Origin of the sequence: Kineococcus sp. DHX-1 (assembly GCF_042473625.1) — a bacterium.
Classification (GTDB): domain Bacteria; phylum Actinomycetota; class Actinomycetes; order Actinomycetales; family Kineococcaceae; genus Kineococcus.
Genome location: NZ_CP170445.1, coordinates 3,230,455 through 3,249,305, shown reverse-complemented (window position 1 = coordinate 3,249,305; position 18,851 = coordinate 3,230,455). Strand labels below are relative to the sequence as shown.

18 protein-coding genes and 1 tRNA gene are annotated in these 18,851 nt (G+C 74.2%); 8 read left to right on the top strand and 11 right to left on the bottom strand.

The features are described from left to right. The first annotated feature begins 1 nt into the window (after position 1). The 5 genes from ACFEMC_RS15575 to ACFEMC_RS15555 all read left to right on the top strand — a co-directional run bounded on the left by ACFEMC_RS15575 (position 2) and on the right by ACFEMC_RS15555 (position 4,272). Positions 2-859 carry a branched-chain amino acid ABC transporter permease gene (locus ACFEMC_RS15575; protein WP_380170482.1) on the top strand — a complete coding sequence of 286 codons (858 nt, stop codon included), beginning with the start codon at positions 2-4 and terminating at the stop codon, positions 857-859. Continuing rightward, positions 856-2,577, top strand: coding sequence for a branched-chain amino acid ABC transporter ATP-binding protein/permease (locus ACFEMC_RS15570; protein WP_380170481.1), 1,722 nt, complete (start codon positions 856-858; stop codon positions 2,575-2,577). Before ACFEMC_RS15575 ends, ACFEMC_RS15570 begins: the two co-directional genes overlap by 4 nt. Continuing rightward, complete coding sequence (locus tag ACFEMC_RS15565) at positions 2,574-3,284, top strand: ABC transporter ATP-binding protein (protein WP_380170480.1); 711 nt, start codon at positions 2,574-2,576, stop codon at positions 3,282-3,284. Before ACFEMC_RS15570 ends, ACFEMC_RS15565 begins: the two co-directional genes overlap by 4 nt. An 80-nt stretch (positions 3,285-3,364) precedes the next feature. Continuing rightward, positions 3,365-3,796, top strand: coding sequence for a MarR family winged helix-turn-helix transcriptional regulator (locus ACFEMC_RS15560; RefSeq protein WP_380170479.1), 432 nt, complete (start codon positions 3,365-3,367; stop codon positions 3,794-3,796). 71 nt (positions 3,797-3,867) lie between these two features. Then, the gene (locus tag ACFEMC_RS15555; protein WP_380170478.1) at positions 3,868-4,272 is read left to right on the top strand and encodes a LuxR C-terminal-related transcriptional regulator; all 405 of its coding nucleotides are present in this window, start codon (positions 3,868-3,870) and stop codon (positions 4,270-4,272) included. 4 nt (positions 4,273-4,276) lie between these two features. Here the strand turns inward: ACFEMC_RS15555 and ACFEMC_RS15550 are convergent. Further along, positions 4,277-4,352, bottom strand: a tRNA-Thr gene (locus ACFEMC_RS15550). Positions 4,353-4,374: 22 nt separating this feature from the next. Then, positions 4,375-4,923 carry a cysteine hydrolase family protein gene (locus ACFEMC_RS15545; RefSeq protein ID WP_380170477.1) on the bottom strand — a complete coding sequence of 183 codons (549 nt, stop codon included), beginning with the start codon at positions 4,921-4,923 and terminating at the stop codon, positions 4,375-4,377. A gap of 127 nt (positions 4,924-5,050) precedes the next feature. Between ACFEMC_RS15545 and ACFEMC_RS15540 the strand changes: the two genes are divergently transcribed. The 3 genes from ACFEMC_RS15540 to ACFEMC_RS15530 all read left to right on the top strand — a co-directional run bounded on the left by ACFEMC_RS15540 (position 5,051) and on the right by ACFEMC_RS15530 (position 9,342). After that, complete coding sequence (locus tag ACFEMC_RS15540; protein WP_380170476.1) at positions 5,051-6,769, top strand: alpha-keto acid decarboxylase family protein; 1,719 nt, start codon at positions 5,051-5,053, stop codon at positions 6,767-6,769. Between the two features lie 82 nt (positions 6,770-6,851). Continuing rightward, complete coding sequence (locus ACFEMC_RS15535) at positions 6,852-8,453, top strand: methyl-accepting chemotaxis protein (protein ID WP_380170475.1); 1,602 nt, start codon at positions 6,852-6,854, stop codon at positions 8,451-8,453. Positions 8,454-8,478: 25 nt separating this feature from the next. Beyond that, positions 8,479-9,342, top strand: coding sequence for a transporter substrate-binding domain-containing protein (locus ACFEMC_RS15530; RefSeq protein WP_380170474.1), 864 nt, complete (start codon positions 8,479-8,481; stop codon positions 9,340-9,342). Here the strand turns inward: ACFEMC_RS15530 and ACFEMC_RS15525 are convergent. From ACFEMC_RS15525 to melA, 9 genes are read right to left on the bottom strand one after another with little or no spacing between them, the layout of a single operon-like run. Then, positions 9,326-10,495 carry a Gfo/Idh/MocA family protein gene (locus tag ACFEMC_RS15525; protein ID WP_380170473.1) on the bottom strand — a complete coding sequence of 390 codons (1,170 nt, stop codon included), beginning with the start codon at positions 10,493-10,495 and terminating at the stop codon, positions 9,326-9,328. The genes ACFEMC_RS15530 and ACFEMC_RS15525 overlap by 17 nt on opposite strands. Continuing rightward, on the bottom strand, positions 10,492-11,334 hold the full coding sequence (locus tag ACFEMC_RS15520) for a class II fructose-bisphosphate aldolase (protein ID WP_380170472.1): 843 nt from the start codon (positions 11,332-11,334) through the stop codon (positions 10,492-10,494). The genes ACFEMC_RS15525 and ACFEMC_RS15520 overlap by 4 nt, the downstream gene beginning before the upstream one ends. Then, complete coding sequence (locus ACFEMC_RS15515) at positions 11,331-12,248, bottom strand: 1-phosphofructokinase family hexose kinase (protein WP_380170471.1); 918 nt, start codon at positions 12,246-12,248, stop codon at positions 11,331-11,333. The genes ACFEMC_RS15520 and ACFEMC_RS15515 overlap by 4 nt, the downstream gene beginning before the upstream one ends. Next, entirely contained in the window at positions 12,245-13,183 is a 939-nt protein-coding gene (locus ACFEMC_RS15510) for an N-acetylglucosamine kinase (RefSeq protein WP_380170470.1), read from the bottom strand. The genes ACFEMC_RS15515 and ACFEMC_RS15510 overlap by 4 nt, the downstream gene beginning before the upstream one ends. Beyond that, positions 13,180-14,307 carry a tagatose-6-phosphate ketose isomerase gene (locus tag ACFEMC_RS15505; RefSeq protein ID WP_380170469.1) on the bottom strand — a complete coding sequence of 376 codons (1,128 nt, stop codon included), beginning with the start codon at positions 14,305-14,307 and terminating at the stop codon, positions 13,180-13,182. The genes ACFEMC_RS15510 and ACFEMC_RS15505 overlap by 4 nt, the downstream gene beginning before the upstream one ends. Before the next feature lie 23 nt (positions 14,308-14,330). Then, complete coding sequence (locus tag ACFEMC_RS15500; protein ID WP_380170468.1) at positions 14,331-15,224, bottom strand: carbohydrate ABC transporter permease; 894 nt, start codon at positions 15,222-15,224, stop codon at positions 14,331-14,333. Then, on the bottom strand, positions 15,221-16,138 hold the full coding sequence (locus ACFEMC_RS15495; RefSeq protein WP_380170467.1) for a carbohydrate ABC transporter permease: 918 nt from the start codon (positions 16,136-16,138) through the stop codon (positions 15,221-15,223). Before ACFEMC_RS15495 ends, ACFEMC_RS15500 begins: the two co-directional genes overlap by 4 nt. 9 nt (positions 16,139-16,147) lie before the next feature. Further along, positions 16,148-17,452, bottom strand: coding sequence for an extracellular solute-binding protein (locus tag ACFEMC_RS15490; RefSeq protein ID WP_380170466.1), 1,305 nt, complete (start codon positions 17,450-17,452; stop codon positions 16,148-16,150). 24 nt (positions 17,453-17,476) lie between these two features. Further along, a complete protein-coding gene (melA, locus tag ACFEMC_RS15485; RefSeq protein WP_380170465.1) occupies positions 17,477-18,799 on the bottom strand; it encodes an alpha-galactosidase in 1,323 nt (440 codons plus the stop codon). Positions 18,800-18,851 lie beyond the last annotated feature (52 nt).

The following is an 18,851-nucleotide window of genomic DNA, read 5'->3' as shown; positions in this document are numbered from 1 at the left end:
CGTGCTCGAGCACGCCGTGGCCGGGCTCGCACCGGGGGGCGGGTACGCGCTGCTGGCCCTCGCGCTCGTCATGACCTTCCAGGCCACCCGCACCGTGAACTTCGCGGTCGCCGCGACGGGGGCGTTCGGCACGTTCCTCTTCGCCGCGGCTGCGGGCGCCGGTGTCCCGTACTGGACCGCGCTGGCCCTGGGGGTCCTCTGCGGCGCCGCGACCAGCGTCCTGCTCGGCGGCATCCTCGTGCTGTGGTTCGACCGCAGCGACGTGGGCACCCGGTCGGTCGTCACCATCGCCCAGCTCATCAGCACGACCGCCCTGGCCGGGTTGCTCTTCGGCGGCGATCCGCGTCCGGTGCCCTCGCGGCTGGACGGACGGGCGTTCTCCCTGGCCGGCACGGTCGTCTCGCAGGCGACCGTCGTCCTGCTGGTCCTGTCCGTCCTCGTGGCGGCCGGGGCCGGGGCCCTCTTCGCCCGGACCCTGCTCGGCCGTCGCCTCACGGCGGTGTCCGAGCGGCCGCAGACCGCCGAACTCCTCGGCATCCGCTCGCGTCGCTACGGCACCTGGGTGTGGGCCGTCTCCGGCGCGTTCTCCGTCGTCGCGGTCACCCTGATCTCCACGTCCTCGACGACGAACTTCCCCTCGCTCGCGCTGCTGGTCGTCCCCGGGTTGGCCGCGGCCCTCTTCGGGCTCTTCCAGAGCCTGGTCTGGGCCGTCGTCGGGGGTGTCGTCCTCGGTGTGCTGCAGGGCGTCGCCGCCGGGACCGCCCAGCTGGCGGCGTACAGCACGACCGCCCCCTTCTTCGCTCTGCTCGTGATCCTGCTGTTCGCCCAGCGCGGCCAGCGGTGGGAGGACGCCCGGTGACCAGACCACCCGTCAGTTCCCTCGTGGGGAGCCTCGTCCTCGTCGTGGCCCTGGCGTACCCGCTCCTCAGCGGGGCCTACGACCTGTTCCTGGGCACCAGCGCCGTCGTGACGGCCGTCGTCCTGCTCAGCCTCGGCGTCCTGTCCGGCGACGCCGGGATGCCGTCGTTGTGCCAGGTCTCGTTCGCCGCGGTGAGCGCCTGCGCCTTCACGCAGTTCACCGCGGCCGACCACCCGCTGCCCCTCCTCGTGCAGGTCGTGGCAAGCACGGCGCTCGCCGCCGTGCTGGGGCTGGTCGTCTCGTTGCCGGCCCTGCGCCTGCGCAGCGTGAACCTCGCCGTCGTGACGCTCGGCGTCGCGGGTGCGGTCGGCACGGTGCTCAACGCCCCCCGGTTCGGGCAGGACTTCGCCGACCGTCCCGGCCCGCTCGCCGGTGACGAGGCGTTCTACCTGTTCGTCGTCGGCTGCTTCGCCGTCCTCGCACTCGTCCTCGGCCTCCTCCGGCGTCGGCCCACCGGCGTCGCGTGGAAGTCCGTGAAGAACAGCGAACGTGCCACGGCCGCCCTGGGCGTCTCCGTGGTGCGCACCAAGGTGACGGCGTTCGTCACCAGCGCCGCCGTGGCGGGTTTCGCGGGCGTCCTCACCGTCCTGCAGCTGGGGGTCGTGGCGCCCACGAACTTCCTCACGACCGCCTCGCTCGTCGTGTTCGCGGCCGCGTTGTTCATCGGCAGCTGGCGGTGGCAGGGCGCGTTGCTCGCCGGGGTCCTCGCCACCCTGGTGCCCGAACTGGTCAGCCGCGCCGGTCTGCCCCAGGACCTCGGCAACCTCGTCTTCGCCGTCGGGGCGATCCAGGCCCTGGCCGGGGGAGCCGCCGTGGCGGACCGCATCTGGCCGCAGCGCGGTGGCCGCTCCCGCGGCCCGGCCGACCCCGGGGCCTGGGACCGCGTCGTCGCCGAGCACCCGGCGACCCCGACGTCGGACGTCCCCGCCCTGCAGGTGCACGGTGTGACCGTCCGCTACGGCGGGATCACCGCCGTGGACGGGGTCGACCTGCACGTCGACCCCGCGGAGGTCGTCGGACTCGTCGGCGCCAACGGGGCGGGCAAGAGCAGCCTCATCGACGCGCTCAGCGGTTTCGCCGCGGCCACCGGCGAGGTGGTCGTCGCAGGCCGTCCGCTGACCGGTCCGCCGCAACGCCGCGCCCGCCACGGGTTGCGGCGCACGTTCCAGCAGGACCGCGTCGTGACGACCGTGACCGTCGGGCAGTACCTGCGGCTGGCCGCGGGCCGGCGCCTGCCGGCGCAGGAGCTGGCTGCGCTCGTCGCGTTCAGCTCGGCCCCCTCGGCCGGGCACCTCGTGGGCGAGCTCGAGGGGGCCGCACGCCGGCTCCTGGAGGTCGCGGCCGCCTTCGCCGCCCGTCCCGCCGTCGTCCTCCTCGACGAACCCGTCGCCGGGTTGTCCGCCGCCGAGGCGCTCGTCTTCGCCCGCTCGCTCAGGGCAGCGCCCGCGGTCTTCGGGTGCGGCGTCCTGCTCGTCGAGCACGACGTCGACTTCGTCCGGGCCGTCTGCACGCGCGCCGTCGCGCTCGACTTCGGGCGCGTGGTCGCGGGCGGCACCCCCGACGAGGTGTTCGCCGACGCGCGCGTCCGCGCGGCCTACATGGGTGAGGACCCCGCTCAGGACCCCACCACCGACCGACCGAGGGAGACGTCGCTGTGAGCGGCCCGGGACTCGTGCTGAAGGGCCTCACCGTCGCGCGCGGAGGCCGTGACGTCGTGGAACAGGTGCACCTGCAGGCGCCCCGGGGAGCGGTGACCGCCCTGCTGGGGCCCAACGGGGCCGGGAAGACGAGCCTCATCGGCGCGGTCGCCGGACTGCTCCCCAGTTCCGGGACGGTCCACCTCGGGGAACAGGACCTCAGCCGGTCGCGGCCCGTGCGCCGGGCCGCGGCCGGCGTGGCGACGGTCGAACAGGGCCGCACCGTCTTCGGACAGATGAGCACCTTGGACAACCTCCGCATCGCGGGGGGTGGGCCGGGGGCGGTCGAGGCCGTGCTGGAGACCTTCCCGGAGCTGCGCCCGAAGCTGGCGGTCCGGGCCGGCCTGCTGTCCGGCGGGGAGCAGCAGATGCTCATGCTGGCGCGGGCACTCACCCGCGACCCCGCCGTCCTGCTGGTCGACGAGATGTCGCTGGGTCTGGCCCCCGGGGTCGTGCGGCGCCTGCTGCCCCTGCTGCGCCGGCTGGCCGCGGAGCGCGACATGGCCGTGCTCCTGGTGGAGCAGTTCGCCGTCCTCGCCCTCGGGGTCAGCGACCACGCCTACGTGCTGCGGCGCGGTCGCATCACCCACGACGGCCCGGCCGCGGAGCTGGTCGCCGACCCGGCGCGCCTGGACGAGGCGTACTTCGGTGCACGGGCGGAGCGCTGACGGGCCGGGGTGCAGTGGCAAGCTGGCCGCCGGCCCCGTCGGCGACCCTCGCCGTGCGGGCCCCGGAGGAGGCCCGACCCGTGCCCGACGCACCGACCGAACTCTCCGACGACGTGGGGTTCCTGCTCAGCCGCATCAGCGGGGACATCCTGCGGGACACCAACTCCGCCCTGCAGCCGCTCGGTCTGCGGGCTCGGGGGTTCTCGGTCCTGTCCTGTGCGGCGGAGGCGGGGGAGGAGTACACGCAGCGGGCGCTGGCGGCCCGCCTGGGCCTGGACCCCAGCCAGGTCGTGGCCCTCCTGGACGACCTGGTGGACCGGGGCCTGGTCGAGCGGCGTCCGGGGGAGCAGGACCGCCGGACGCGGACGGTGGTCGCCACCGCGCAGGGACGGCGCCTGCACCGCGAGGCCGTCCGCGTGGTGGCGCAGGCGCGGCGGCGCTACCTCTCGGTGCTGAGCGAGGCGGAGGTGGCGGCGTTGCGCGCGACGCTGACGAGGCTCGCCGAGCGTTGATCTTCGCCTGCCCGGGTGACAGTGCTGGTTGAGAGTTGTACTTGTCTAGAAGCCGACCCACCATGGACCCTGTGACCAGCACGAGCTCCACGGTGAGCCAGACCCTCGAGGGTCCCGACTTCTTCTCCCGCCTCCTGGCGACGGTGGCCGACGGCGACCGCCGCATGACGGTGGAGGACGCCGACGGCCGCCGCTTCGTGCTCGTCTCGGAGGAGCGCTACCGGGCGCTGGAGGAGCTCGAGCGCCGCCACGGCGGTCTGGCGCCCGCGGCCGGGCGGACGCCGTCGCTGACCGCCCGCGAGCGGGAGATCCTCCAGCTGACCGCCGACGGGAACCCCGGCGCCGTCGTGGCCGAACGCCTCGGCCTGGCGCCGAACACCGTCGCCCAGCACCTGGCCTCCGTGCGGCGCAAGTACGGCGTCCGGTCCTCCGCCGCGGCCGCGGCCCTGGCGCGGCAGGCCGGTCTGGTCGACTGAGCAGTGGAGCCCCTGGTCGGAATCGAGCCGACGACCTACCGCTTACAAGGCGGTTGCTCTGGCCACTGAGCTACAGGGGCGCGCTCGCGCGCGGAACCGAGCTTAGCCGAGCTCTCCCGTCAGCTCGTCGCTGGTCACGACCCGCGCGAACCCGCTGCCGAGCGCCGCGAGGAACGCGGTGTGGACCACGGCTCCGGGCACCTGCACCCCGGCCAGTTCGAGGTCCGGTGCGGCGCAGGCGTCCGCGACGACGGTGACGCCGAAACCCCGCTCCGCCGCCGAGCGGACCGTGGAGTCGACGCACATGCTCGTCATCATCCCGACGACGACGAGGTCCTCCACGCCGCGTTCGCGCAGCAGCTCCTCCAGGCCGGTGCCCAGGAACGAGTTCGGCGCGTGCTTGACGACGAGCGCCTCGCCGGGGCCGGGTGTCACCGCCGGGTGGATGGCGCAGCCGGGGGTCCCGGGGCGCAGGAAGGGCGTCTCGTCCACGCTGTGGTGCTGGACGTGGACGACGACGAGGCCCGCCTCCCGCGCCGCGGCGAGCACCCGGCCGGCGGCCTGCGCCGCCTCCTCCGGTGCGACGAGCGGGAACGCCCCACCCGGGAAGTAGTCCTGCTGGACGTCGACGACGACGAGGGCTGTGGTCACGGTCGACATCCTCCCGCACTGGACAGACTGCCCGTCGCCGACCAGTTCCGAGCCGCCGAACTGAGCAGTCTGCCCACCGCGACGACGTCGTCTGGACAGATTGACGTCCGTAGGGCGTGATGAGCCCATGACGTCCCGATCCACGCCCCCGGTGCCCACGGTGACCGTCGGCGAGTACCTGGCCCGCCGCCTCGTCGAACTCGGGGGAGCGCACCTGTTCGGCCTCCCCGGCGACTTCAACCTCAGCCTCCTCGACGAGATGCTCGAGGTGCCCGGGATCGAGTGGGTCGGGAACACCAACGAGCTCAACGCGGCGTACGCGGCCGACGCCTACGCCCGCACCACGCGCGGGGTCGCGGCCCTCGTCACCACCTACGGGGTGGGGGAGCTGTCCGCCGTCAACGGCATCGCCGGCAGCTACGCCGAGGACGTCCCCGTCGTGCAGGTCACCGGGATGCCCGAGACGGGGGCCTGCCAGCGCGGCGCCCTGCTGCACCACTCCCTGGCCGACGGGGACCACGAGCACTTCGCCCGCGCCTACCGCGAGGTCACCGCCACCGGGGCCGTGCTGCGCGCCGCCGACGCCGCCCTGGAGATCGACCGCGTCCTGCGCGTCGCCCTCGAACGCTCCAAACCCGTCTACCTCGGCATCCCCGCCGACGTCGCCGTCGCGCGCGTCTCCAGCGCCCCGCTGCGCCGGCCGCTGCGCCCGGCCCCCAGCGACCCCGTCGCGCTCGACGACCTGCGCGTCGCCCTCGCCGAGGTCCTCGCCGACGTCCCCGCCCTCACCGTGCTGGCCGGCACCCAGGTGCACCGCCGCCGCGCCGAGGGCGGGCTCGCGGCGCTCGCGGGCCGGGACGGGGTGCGGGTGGCGACCCTCGTCGGCGCCAAGGCGATGCTGCCCGAGCAGCACCCCGCGAGCCTGGGCACCTACCAGGGCGCCATGACCATCTCGCCCGACGTGCGGCGGTCCGTCGACGAGGCCGACCTGCTCGTCCTGGCCGGCGCCGTCCTGTCCGACGTCATGACCGGGTTGTTCAGCCACGGCTTCGACCCCGCCCGAGCGGTCCGGCTCGGCATCGCCGAGGCCGTGGTCGACGGCGTCACGTTCCACGACGTGCGGCTGGAGGACACCCTCCCGCTGCTCGCCGAGGTCGTCCGGGACCGCGCGTTCGCCGCGCTGCCGCCCGTCGAGGGGGTGTGGCCGCACGTCACCGCACCCTCGGCGCAGGCGGAGGCGGGGGACGGCCCGCTGACCCAGCACGCCCTGTGGCGCACCGTGCAGGGCTGGCTGCCGGAGGACGCGATCGTCGTCGCCGACGCGGGCACGTCCCTGTACGGGAGCCTGGAACTCCGGCTGCCGCCGGGCGCGGAACTGCTCGTGCAGCCCATCTGGTCCTCGATCGGGTTCACGCTGCCGGCCGTCCTGGGGACCTGCCTGGCCGCCCCGCACCGGCGCTCGATCCTCTTCGTCGGCGACGGTGCCGCGCAGCTCACCGTGCAGGAGATCGCGACCGTGCTGCAGCGGCAACGGGTCGCGGGTCAGCCCGCCCCGGTCGTCGTCGTGGTCGACAACTCCGGCTACACGATCGAGCGCGTGCTGCAGAGCCCCAAGGCCGTCTACCAGGACGTCACGTCCTGGGACTGGCTCGCGGTGCCGGCCCTGTTCGCCCCCGGCCGCGACGTCCTCACCGCCCGTGCCGGCACCCGCGCCGAGCTCGAGGACGCCCTGGACCGCATCGCGGCCGCCCCGGAGCGGGCGGCGGTCGTGCACGCGGTCCTCGACGCCCACGACGTGCCGCCGCTGCTGGCGCGGCTGGGGGAGGCCGTGCACGGGACGCGCTGAGTCCCACGTTTCAGGTGGCGGGTGCCCCGTCCGATGAGGAGGGGACGAGGCACCACGCCATCCGGACCCGGGGACGACAGCGATGACGCGCACGAAGCACAGCTCCGCCACCGCCAGCATCGCGGCGCGGCTCGTCCTGCTCTCCACGGTCGGCGTCCTCGGCGTCGTCACCGTCGGCGGCATCGGGGTCGTCAGCTCCCAGCGGCAGGACACCGCGCAGCAGGCCCTGGTCGCGGCGGACCGCGCCTCGGCGCTCGCCGAACGCGTCGACGCGGCCCAGGCCCGCATCCGCGGTGACGTCATGACGTCCCTCGTCACCACCGACACCACCCAGCGCCAGTCGGCCATCGCCGCCCTCGGCGCCGACGCCACGACGCTGCGGACCACGCTGCGCGACCTCGCCGCCGTCTCCGACGGTGACGTCCGCGCGCAGGCGACCCAGCTGCTCACGCAGACCGAGACGGTCGTGACGCTCGGCCAGCGCGTCGTGTCCCTGTCGAACTACGAGATCACCGACCCCACCCAGTCCGCCGCCCGCACCGCGATGCCCGCCTTCGCCAAGGAGGCCGACGTCCTGTCGGCGGCCGTCCCCGGGATCGTCACGGCGGCCGCCACGGCGCAGGAGGCCGCCGTGGCGGACGCCGCCGACGCCCGCACGCAGGGGTTGTGGCTGACCCTGTCGGCCAGCGTCGCGGTCACCGCGGTCCTGGCCCTCGTCGCCACGGCCATCACCCGTGCCCTGCGCCGGCGCCTGCGCAGCACCGTCGGGATCCTGCAGGAGGTGGCCGGCGGCCGGCTGGACAAGCGCGGGGAGGTGGGCAGGCCCGACGAGATCGGGCAGATGGTCGCGGCCCTGAACAGCGCCCTCGACAAGCTGGCGCAGATGTTCGCCGAGGTCGGCCGCGTCAGCCGGGAGATGTCCGTCTCCGCCGACGACCTGACGTCGGTCTCCGGGTCGCTGCACGCACGCGCGTCGGGTTCTGCGGCGCAGGCCACGGCGGGTTCGGCGGCGGCCGAGGAGATCTCGGTGACGATCCGCAGCGTCGCCGACTCCAGCGGGGAGATGTCCAGCGCCATCGAGCAGATCGCGTCGGCCACGAACGAGGCGAGCCAGGTCGCCGCCGACGCCGTCGCCGCCGTCGAGGAGGCCGTCGGCACCGTCCGCGGCCTGGCGCAGTCCTCGGCCGAGATCGGCGACATCGTCAAGGTCATCACCTCCATCGCCGAGCAGACGAACCTGCTGGCGCTCAACGCCACGATCGAGGCCGCCCGGGCCGGCGAGTTCGGCAAGGGTTTCGCCGTCGTCGCCAGCGAGGTCAAGGAACTCGCCTCGGAGTCGGCCCGCACGTCCGAGGGGATCATCGCCAAGGTCGCTGCGGCGCAGCGGGACGCGGCCGCGGCCGACACCGCCATCCGCACCATCCGCGGTGTCGTGGAGCGCATCAGCGACCTGCAGGCCACCGTCGCCAGCGCCGTCGAGGAGCAGACCGCGACGACCCGGGAGATGGTCCGCAACGTCGACGAGATCGCCTCCGGTTCCGCGGACGTCACCCGGTCGATCGCCTCCATGGCCCACGACGTCACCCTCACCACCGAGGCCGCCGAGCAGACCTCGGGGACGGCCGGGCGGGTGGCCGCGGCCGCCACCGCGCTGGAGCACGAACTCCGCAAGTTCACCGTCTGACCCCCACCGATCGAGGAGAGCCGCCGTGCGCCGTCGCCGCGCCTTCACCGTCCTGGCGGCCGCCGCTGCCGTCACCGCGCTCGCCGCCGGCTGCGGGGGCCAGGCCAGCACCTCGACCGCGGGTTCCGCGGCGGGGTCCCCGGCGGGGCTGTCCCTCGTGGCCGACGGCGTGCTGACGATCGGCACCGACCCCACGTACCCGCCCATGGAGTACGAGGAGGGCGGGAAGTTGACCGGCGTCAACGTAGAGGTCCTCACCGACGTCGCCCGCCGCCTCGGCCTGCGCCCGCAGTTCCAGACGGTCGCGTTCGCCGACCTGCGCCCCGCCGCGGCCGCCCACACGATCGACGTCGTCGGCGCCTCCATGACGGACAAGGCCTCCCGGCAGCAGGACGTCGACTTCGTCGACGTGTTCTACGCCGGCGAGCAGGTCATGACCGGTGCGGGGGACCACAGCGGCTGGGAGCAACCGGCGAACTGGTGCGGCCTGCGGATCGCCACGACCTCGGGGACCACCGAGGCCGACATCGTCACGGGTCAGTCGGCCCTGTGCACCGCGGCCGGGAAACCCTCCGTCACGCTCGTCGACGTCCCCTACCTCAAGAGCGTCGACGAGATCGCCGCAGGACGGGCCGACCTGGGCGTCGAGGGCCTGCCGGCCGCGGCGAAGCTCATCGCCGACTCCGGGGGTTCCGTGCAGGCCCTCGGCAAACCCTGGCAGGCCCAGCCCTGGGGCTACGGGTTCGCCAAGGACCGCACCGCCCTGCGCGACGCCGTCCAGCACGCGTTGCAGGCGGCGATCGCCGACGGCACCTACGACGCGATCTTGAAGAAGTACGGTGTCTCCGACGGTGCCCTGCACACCACGGCGGTCAACGGGGGCGCGTGAACCACGCCAGGACGTCGTCGGCGGGTTCCGGCACGTCCAGCGGCACCGACCCCGACCGCAGCGACGCCGTCGCCAGCGCGCCCGTCGCGACCGCCTCGCGGGCGGCGAGGGGGGAGACGAGCGTGGGCGCCCCGTCGGCGACGTGGGCCAGGAACTCGGTCATCGTCGCCAGGTCGGCGTCGGCGTGGCCCGACGGGTCGCCCGTGATCGGGTGCTCCAGGTCGCCCGTCACCGACCAGTCCCGGCGGCGGTTCCAGACGCGCACCACCCCACCGGCCGTGTCCCCGAGGTTCTCCAGACGCCCCTCGGTGCCGATGACGGTGTAGTTGCGCCAGTAGTCCGGCGTGAAGTGGCACTGCTGGTAGCTGGCGAGGACGCCGTTGCCCAGCGTCATGAGGACCATCGAGACGTCCTCCACGTCGACGACGGGGTTCAGCCCCGTCTGGGTCGCAGGGGGCCAGTTGTCCGTGGAGAACCAGTCGGGCATCGTCTCGCCGGGGCGTTCCCGGCGGTCGGTGATCCCGCCGTACACCAGCAGGTCGCCCATGCCGACGACCCGGCGGGTGTACGCGCCCGCGAGGTGGTGCACGACGTCGATGTCGTGGCTCGCCTTCTGCAGCAGCAGCGATCCGGTGCGGCGACGGTCGGCGTGCCAGTCCTTGAAGTAGTAGTCGCCGCCGTGGCCCACGAAGTGGCGGACCCAGGCGGCGCGCACCTCGCCGATCTCGCCCCGGTCCAGAGCGGCCTTCATCGTCCGCACGACCGCGGCGTGCCGGAAGTTGTGGCCGACGTACAGGGGAGTGCCCGTCGCCGCCGCGCACGCCAGCACGCGGTCGGCGTCCTCCAGCGTCGTCGCCAGGGGTTTCTCCAGGTACACCGCGACGCCGGCGCGCAGCAGGTCCACGGCGATGTCGGCGTGGGTGTGGTCGGGCGTCGTGACGACGGCCGCGTCGACCCGTGCGCCCGCGAGCAGCGACGTGTGGTCGGCGAACACCTCAGCCCCCGGGAACAGCGCGGCGGCCCGGGCCCGCCCGGCCTCCGTCGTGTCGGCCACCGCGCTGACGTGCGCGCCCTCCCGCGCCTGGGAGACGTGGGTGCCGATCTCGGCGCGGGCCCCGCAGCCGACGACGGCGACGGCGAGCGCCCCGGTCACCGGTCGGTCCCGGCGAGCAGCGTCAGCAGCCGGGCTGTCTCGTCCCGCACCGCGGTGCGCCCCGCCGCCACGTACTTCCGAGGGTCGGTGACCGACGGCTGCTCGGTGAGCACCTGCCGCACCGCGGCGGTGAAGACGCCGTTGAGGTGGGTCGCGATGTTCACCTTCGTCATCCCCGCGACCGTCGCGGCCCGCAGCTGCGCGTCGGACAACCCCGAGGACCCGTGCAGCACGAGGGGGACGGGCACGGCGGCGGCCAGCTCCTCGATGAGGTCCAGGTCGACGCTGGCGTCCCGGGTCTGCATGGCGTGCGAGGTCCCCACGGCGACGGCGAGGGCGTCGACGCCCGTCGCCGCCACGAACTCGGCCGCCTCGGCGGGGACCGTGCGGGCGCCGGGGGCGTGCACGCCGTCCTTGCCGCCGACCTCCCCGAGTTCGGCCTCGCACCCGACTCCCGCTGCGCGGCAACGGTCCGCGACCTCACGCGTCGCGGCGAGATTCTCCTCGAACGGCAGGGCGGAGGCGTCGAACATCACCGAGGACACCCCCAGGTCGAGGCCCCGGGTGACGAGGTCGGCGTCCGTGACGTGGTCGAGGTGGACCAGGACGGGAACGTCCGCCGACCGCGCGAGCGCCAGGGTCGCGGTGGTGATCGGCGTCAGGTCGCCGTGGTAGCGGACGCAGTTCTCGCTGATCTGCAGGACGACGGGCAGGCCGGCGCGTTCGGCCCCGGCGACCATCGCCTCGGCGTGCTCGAGCAGCACGACGTTGAACGCCCCGACGGCGCGGCCGGCGGACCGGGCGCCGGCGAGCAGTTCGGCGAAGGGGTTCGTGCTCATGCGGGGCTCCTGTCCACGGGGGTCTCGAGGTCGGGGAGGAAGCGGGCGAGGGCCTCGCGGTCGACCTCGCCGGCGGTGGGGCGCAGGACGGCCGCGGCGCCGAACGCGGCCGCCCACCGCAGGGCCTCGACGGTGGGCAACCCCCGCACGAGGGCGAGGACGAGACCGGCCGTGGCGGCGTCGCCGGCGCCGGTGGGGTTCCCCGACACCCCGGCCACGGCGGGGACGTGGACCTCACCGTCGTGGGCGTAGGACGTCAGACCCTGTGCGCCGCAGGACACCACGACGAGGGGTGCACCCCGGTCCAGGAGAGCGCGGGCAGCGGAGCCGGCGTCGGCGGCGCCCGTGGCCTCCAGGAGTTCCTCGGTGTTCGGCGCGCACACGGCACCGGCCTCGGCCGCGGTGAGCAGCGCCCGGCCGGTGACGTCGGCGACGGCCGGGCCACGGGCCGCGCGGACCCAGGAACCGACGAGGTCCGGGTCGGTGCCCGGGGGCAGGGAACCGGCCACGACGAAGGCGCCGACGGTCCCCGTCAGGGCTCGTGTGACGGCGTCCGTCACCGCGGCCCACTCGTCGGTGCTCACCGCGGGGCCCGGTTCGCCGAACATCGTCGGGTGCTGCACCCCGTCGACGACGGTGACGGTCGAGCGGGTCTGACCGGCGAGCGGGACGACCGTCGCCGGCACGTCGAGGTTCTCGGCCAGCCACGTGCCGGCGGCACCGCCGAGGGGCAGGACGCACCGGGCCGGCGCCCCGACGGACTGCAGCACACGGGCGACGTTGACCCCCTTGCCGCCCGGACGGCGGGCGACGTCGAGGACGCGCTGGGTGCGCCCGGTCCGCTGCTCGGCCACCCGGTAGGTGACGTCGACCGCGGGGTTGGGGGTGAGCACCGTCACCGGGGTTCGGCTCACGAGGTCACCCGCCGGGAGGCCAGGGCCCGTGCGTACAGGGCGCTGCCGTGCCCCGGGTCGTGGCGGGGTTCGACCAGGTCGAGGGCGTACCGGCTGCGGCTCAACGCCTTCGCGAACGACTCGCGCACGACCGCGGCGCGGAACAGCCCGCCGGTCCGGGAGACCCGGACCCGGTCGTGCGGTGCGTGTCCCAGCGCGTGGGCGGTGCCCTCCACGAGGTCGGCCAGTTCGGCGGCGGCCGCGTCGACGACCGCCCCGGCGGCCGCGTCCCCGGCGGCGGCGGCGTCCGTGACGACCGGGGCCAGGCGGGCGACCTCGGCGCGGCGGCCGCCCCAGTCGTCGAGGACGACGCCCACGACGTCGTGCGGGTGCCGCACCCCGACGGCGGACAGCACCGCGTCGAACAGGGGCGTCCGCGGGCTGCGGCCGTCGGCCATCCGGGAGAAGGCGCGCAACCCCTCGACGGCCACCCAGTGCGCCGACCCCTCGTCCCCGAACAGTTCGCCCCACCCGCCGGTGCGCCGGCCCCGTCCCGCGCGTTCCCCGTAGGCGATCGAGCCGGTGCCCGCGACGACGTTCACGCCGTCCTGGGTCCCGAGCGCCCCGGCCCAGCCGCTGACCATGTCGTTGCCGCAGGCGTAGCGACGGTGGCCGAGGACCCGCGAGGGCAGGTCGTCGAGGGCGGCGACGTCCCCGCTCACCTCGCCGTACCCGGGGAAGGCGAAGAACGCGAACTCCAGGTCGTCCGGGGCCAGGCCGCCGCACACGGCGCCGACGCCGTCGGCGACGATGCGCTCGACCTGCGCGAGACCGTCCGCCCGGCCGAAGTAGTAGCAGGACGGCTGGGTGTTCCGGGCGACGACGTCGCCCGCGGCGTCGGCGAGGACGAACTCGGTCTTCGTGCCGCCCCCGTCCATCCCGAGGAACCACGTCACCGCGCGCCACCCCCTCCGCCGGTCAGGGGGTGGATCCGGACCCCCCGCACGACCCGGTTCACGGTACCGGCGGGGAAGGGGTCGTCGGGGGTGCAGCCGTGCGCCACGGACGCGGCCAGCGCGAGCAGCTGCACGGGCACGGCCAGTGCGACGGCCCGCAGCCCGTCCGGGAGTCCGTCCAGGCCCGGGACGTCGAGCACCTCGACGCGGGCGGTCGCGTCCGCGCGCAGCTCGGTCAGGATGTCGTCGTCGTAGCGCGCCGTGTACGGGTCGGCCGACGGCAGCACGACGACGAGCGTGCGGTCGTCGACGAGCGCCTTGGGCCCGTGCCGGAACCCCAGCGGGCTGTCGTGGAAGGCCGCGGTGCGGCCCGCGGTGAGTTCCAGCACCTTCAGCGCGGCCTCGTGCGCCAGCCCCAGCAGCGGCCCGCTGCCGAGGAAGACGACGCGCTGCGGCGGCGGGTCGACCCACTCCTCGGTCGTGCCCGCGCGGTCCAGGACCGCGGTCGCCGCCGTCGCGAGCTGCTCGACGTCGTCCAGGTGCGCCGGCACGAACGCGCACAGCGCGGCGAGGAGCATGGTCGTGAAGCTCGACGTCATGGCGAACCCGGTGTCGTGGGTCTGCTCGGGCAGGAGCAGCACGAAGGACCGCTCGGCCGCGGTGCGGTCGAGCGCGAGCCGGCCGTGCGCGTGGCACGTGATGACGAGGTGGTGGACGCCGTCGGCCAGCTCGTCGGCAAGGTCGTCGGCCAGGTCGTCGGCCAGGTTCACCGCGGCGACGCTCTCGGGGCTGTCGCCGGAGCGGGCGAACGAGACGAGCAGGACGGGCGCCGGTTCGCAGAACACCGAGCGGGGGTCGGCCACGAGGTCCGTCGTGGGGACGCTGTCCAGCCGGCGGCGCAGCGGCCGCCGCAGCGCCGCCGCCGCGATGTCGCCCACGAACGCCGAGGTGCCGGCGCCGGTGAGGACGATGCGGAGGTCGGGGCGGGCCAGCAACGGGTCGAGGAAGGCGCGCAGGGCGGGGCCGCGGTCGCGCAGGACCCGGTGCAGCGCACGCCAGGCCCCGGGCTGCTGGTGGACCTCGCCGTGGGTGGCGCTCGTGGTGGTGCTCGTGGGGGTGCTCACGGTTCTCCAGGGGTGGTGGGGGCTCAGCCCTTGAGGCCGGCCGACGCCATGGTGGCGACGAACTGCTTCTGGGCCAGGAGGAAGAGGAGGACGAGGGGCAGGGTCGCCACGACGTTGCCGGCCATGAGCAGGGACCAGTCGGTCCGCCGGGTGCCCTGGAACGTCGTCAGCCCGAGCTGCAGCGTGAAGGCGTCCTCGTCGTTGATGGCGACCAGCGGCCAGACCAGGTCGTTCCACGACCCGAGCAGCGTGAAGATCGCCAGGGTGGCCAGCGCCGGTCGCGCCAGCGGGAGCACGACGAACCAGAACACCTGCAGCCGGGAGCACCCTTCGATGCGTCCGGACTCCTCGAGCTCGGCGGGCAGGGACAGGAAGAACTGCCGCATGAGGAAGATGCCGAACGCGGACGCCAGCCAGGGGACGATCGCGGCGCCGAGGTCGTTGACGAGCCCCAGCTTCGCGAACATGACGTACGTCGGGATCATGAGCAGCTGCGAGGGGACCATGATCGTGGCGAGGACGCCGAGGAACCCCAGCTCCCGACCCGGGAACCGCAGCCGGGCGAACCCGTACCCGGCCAGGGAGCACAGCACCAGGTGGGAGGCGATGGCGACGGCGGAGACGACGACGGTGTTGAGCAGCCAGCGCACCACCTCCGACTCCGCGAACAGGCGTGCGTACCCGTCGAGGGTGAACCGCGACGGCCAGAAGCCGGGCGGGATCCGGTTGATGTCCGAGGCCGGGGTCACCGAGGCCAGGAACATCTCGAGGAACGGCAGGAGGAACACGGCGGCCACGGGCAGCAGCAGGAGGTGCCAGGCGCTGAAGGGCAGCCGCCGGCGACGGCGTGGACGGGGTGCGGCCCCGGCCGGGGGCCGGACCCGCGTGCGGGCGGTGGGAGCGGCGGGGCTCGTCATCGGGTCCTCCGGGCGGCACGGCGTTGGGACACGGTCACGGCGACCGTCACGGCGAGGGTGAGCACGAACAGGCCGTAGGCGATGGCCGAGCCGTAGCCGAACTGCAGCTTCTGGAACGCCGTCGTCCACACCAGGTAGACGATGGTCTGCGTCGCGTCCAGCGGGCCGCCCCGCGTCGTGGCGTAGACGAGGTCGAACAGCTGGAGGGCCTGCAGCGTCAGGTAGACGCCGACGAACGTCGTCACCGGGCGCAGCTGCGGCCAGACCACCCGCCAGGTCACCTGGGCGGAACTGGCGCCGTCGATGCGCGCGGCCTCGACGGTCTCGTGGGGCACGTCCTGCAGGGCCGCGAGGTAGACGACCGTCGTGAACGCGGCCTGACCCCACAGCGACATGAGGGTGATGACGACGAGCGCCTGGCCGCTGTCCTCCAGCCACCCCTGCTGGGGCAGGTGCAGGACCCGCAGGACGTTGTTGACGAGCCCGAACTGCGGGCTGAAGAGGTAGGTCGTGAGGATGCCGGTCGCGGCGGCCGAGACGACGAACGGCACGAACACCGCGGTCCGGTAGAACCCGATGAACCGGATGCGCCGGTTCAGCGCCGTCGCCAGGAGCAGGCCGAGGAGCAGCGAGGCCGGGACGAACATCGCCGTGTACAGGAGCGTGTGCCAGGCCGCGCTCAGCACGGCGGGGTCGCTCAGGAGGTCGCGGTAGTTCTGCGTCCCGACCCCGACCTGCGGGCTGAACCCGTCCCACTTCCGGAACGACAGGACCAGTGCCCACGCGGCGGGGAACAGCGTCAGGCCCCCCACGACGAGGAGGGCGGGGGCGACGAACCCCCAGCCGGCGAGGGCCTCGCCCGGGGTCCACCGGCGGCGGACGGGCCGGCGCAGGGAGTTCTCGTAGGTCGTCACCGTCGACTCCTAACCTTGTCGAAGAGCTCGGTCGGCCGCCTCGGCGGCGTCCTGCAGGGCCGTCCGCGGGGACCCCTGGCCCTGCAGGACGTGGGCCACGGCGTTCCCGACGGCCTCGGACAGGCCGGTGTAGCCGGGGACGGTCGGGCGCGAGGTCCGGGCGTTGGCCGCGTTGGCCTGGATGACGTCCAGGCCGGGCAGCTCCCGCGCCTGGGCGAGGAAGGCGGGGCTGGTGGCCTCGCTGGAGCGCAGGGGCAGGTTGCCGACGGCGACGTTGAACCGCTCGTCCTGCTCGGCCGACGTCAGCCACCGCGCGAACTCCGTCGCCCAGTGCGCGCGGTTGACGTCGCGGTTGTCGAACAACGTCCACAGGTCAGGTCCCGACACCGTCTCGTGGTTGCCGTCCGTGCCCGGCAGCGGGACGACCCCGTAGGAGGTCCCCGCGGTCTTCAGGGCCGACAGCTCCCAGGGACCGGACGTCATCATGCCCACCCGGTCGCTGGCGAACAGCTGCGCGGACTTCGTGTCCGTCTGGTCGAGGTAGACGCTGCGGTCGTCCACGGCCATGGCGCGCAGGAACTCCAGCGCGTCGACGCCGGCGGCGGACTGGAAGGCCGACCGGCCGGTGGTCCCGTCGAGGACGGCCCCGCCGTTCTGCCACAGGTGCGGCCACAGCTGCCAGGTCGTCTCCTCGCTGCCCGAGACCGAGTAGGCGTACCCGAAGGTGTTCGTCGCCGGGTCGGTGAGGGCCTTCGCCGCCGCGCGGAAGTCCTGCCAGCTCCAGTCGGGGGTGGGGTGGGCGACCCCGGCCCGGTCGAAGACCGTGGTGTTGAAGAACAGCGAGATGTTGTCCACCACGGCGGGGAACCCGATCGTGCGCCGACCGGTGGGCCGCGCCGTGTCGCGGGCGGCCTGGGTGAACTCCTCCCACCGCACCTCCGGGTCGGCGGCGACGGCGGTGATGTCCAGCGTCCGGCCGGAACGTTCGAGCTGACTGGCCCAGGAACCGAAGGTGTAGGAGACGTCCGGGGCCTCGTCGGCCGCGAAGGACGCGGCGAGCTTCTGCAGCAGTTCCTCCGTCGAGGACGCACCGGGGGACATGTCGACGTGCACGTTGGGGTGCAGCCGCTGGAACTCGTCGACGAGCCCCTGCAGGACGGTGGCGGCGTCGTCGCTCTGGCCCGACCAGAACACCAGCTGCACCTCGGCGTCCGTGTCCAGGACGGTGACCTCCTCGCGTCCGCAGCCGCCGAGCACGGGGAGGAACCCGAGGGCGGCCGCGGCGGACAGGACGGTTCTGCGGGTGGGGCGCACGGGGAGCTCCTTCGCTCTCGCGGGTCAGAGCGCGGTCGGGGAGACCGTCGCGCGCAGGGGTTCGGGCAGCAGGTCCCCGTGGGCGAGGACGAGGTCGTCGCACATCCGCCAGACCTCCTCCGGGGTCAGGGTCGAGGAGGCGTTGGGGTCCATGAGCACGGCCTGCCGCACGAGGCGCGGATCGCCGGTCCGGGCGGCCTCGACGGTGAGTTCGGCGACCGAGACGTAGGGGCGGTTGAGCGCGGCGGCCTGGACGGGCAGGGATCCCATCGGCACCGGGTGGACGCCGTGACCGTCGACCAGGGTGGGGACCTCGACGACGCAGCCGGCGGGCAGGTTGTCGACCAGGCCGTGGTTGACGACGTTGGCGTGCACCTCCCGCGGGGTCCCGGTGACCAGGGAGTGGATGACCTGCGGCGCGTACTCCGTCGCGCCGTCCTCCAGCGCCAGGGTGCCGCCGGTGGCCAGCGTCCGCTCGGCGTCCAGGAACTCGCCGACGTTGGCCTCGGAGATGTCGAGGTACTCCGACGGCCGCAGGCGGAACCGCTCGACCTGCTCGTCCGAGCGCAGGAACCACGGGAGGTACTCCGAGGAGTGCTCGCTCGTCTCCGTCGGGTAGTACCCGATCCGGCGGAACACCTCGACGCGGACCCGGCGCCCGAGCTCGGGGTCGGCGGCGATGCGTTCGCGCAGGGCCGGGTACAGGTCCCGGCCGTGGTGCGTCCACTCCAGCAGCCACGACTGGTGGTTCACCCCCGCAGCGCGGAACCGGGTCTCCTCGACCGGGACGGCCACGAGCTCGGCCAGGTCGTGCGCGGTCCAGTACACGCTGTGGCACAGGCCGAGCGTGGTGAGCTCGGGAGCGACCACGTGGAGCCACCACACGTTCATCGCCATCGGGTTCGTGTAGTTCAGGACGACGGCCCCGGGGGCGACGTCGCGCACGTCCGCGGCGAGGGCGGACAGGAACGGGAAGGTGCGCAGGGCCCGGAACACGCCGCCCACCCCGGTCGTGTCGCCAATGGTCTGGCGCAGGCCGTACCGCGCGGGGATCTCCAGGTCGTGCCGGGTGGCCTCGATCCCGCCGACCTGCACCATGTCCACGACGAAGTCCGTGTCCGCGAGCGCCCGCCGGCGGTCGGTGGTGGAGGTGACCGACACCTTCCCGCGGTGGCCGCCGAGACGTTCGGCCACCTGCCGGGCGGTGCCGTCGGCGACGCGCAACCGGCGCTCGTCGACGTCGAAGAGGACGAGGTCGAGGTCGAGGTCGTCGAACCGGACGAGGTCGGCGACGAGCTGCCGGGTGAAGACGACGCTGCCCGCTCCGACGAAGGTCACTCGTGTCATGGCCCGATGGTGAGCGCGCCGCTCAGTCGTGTGCAACGATCTGCGCGAAGCG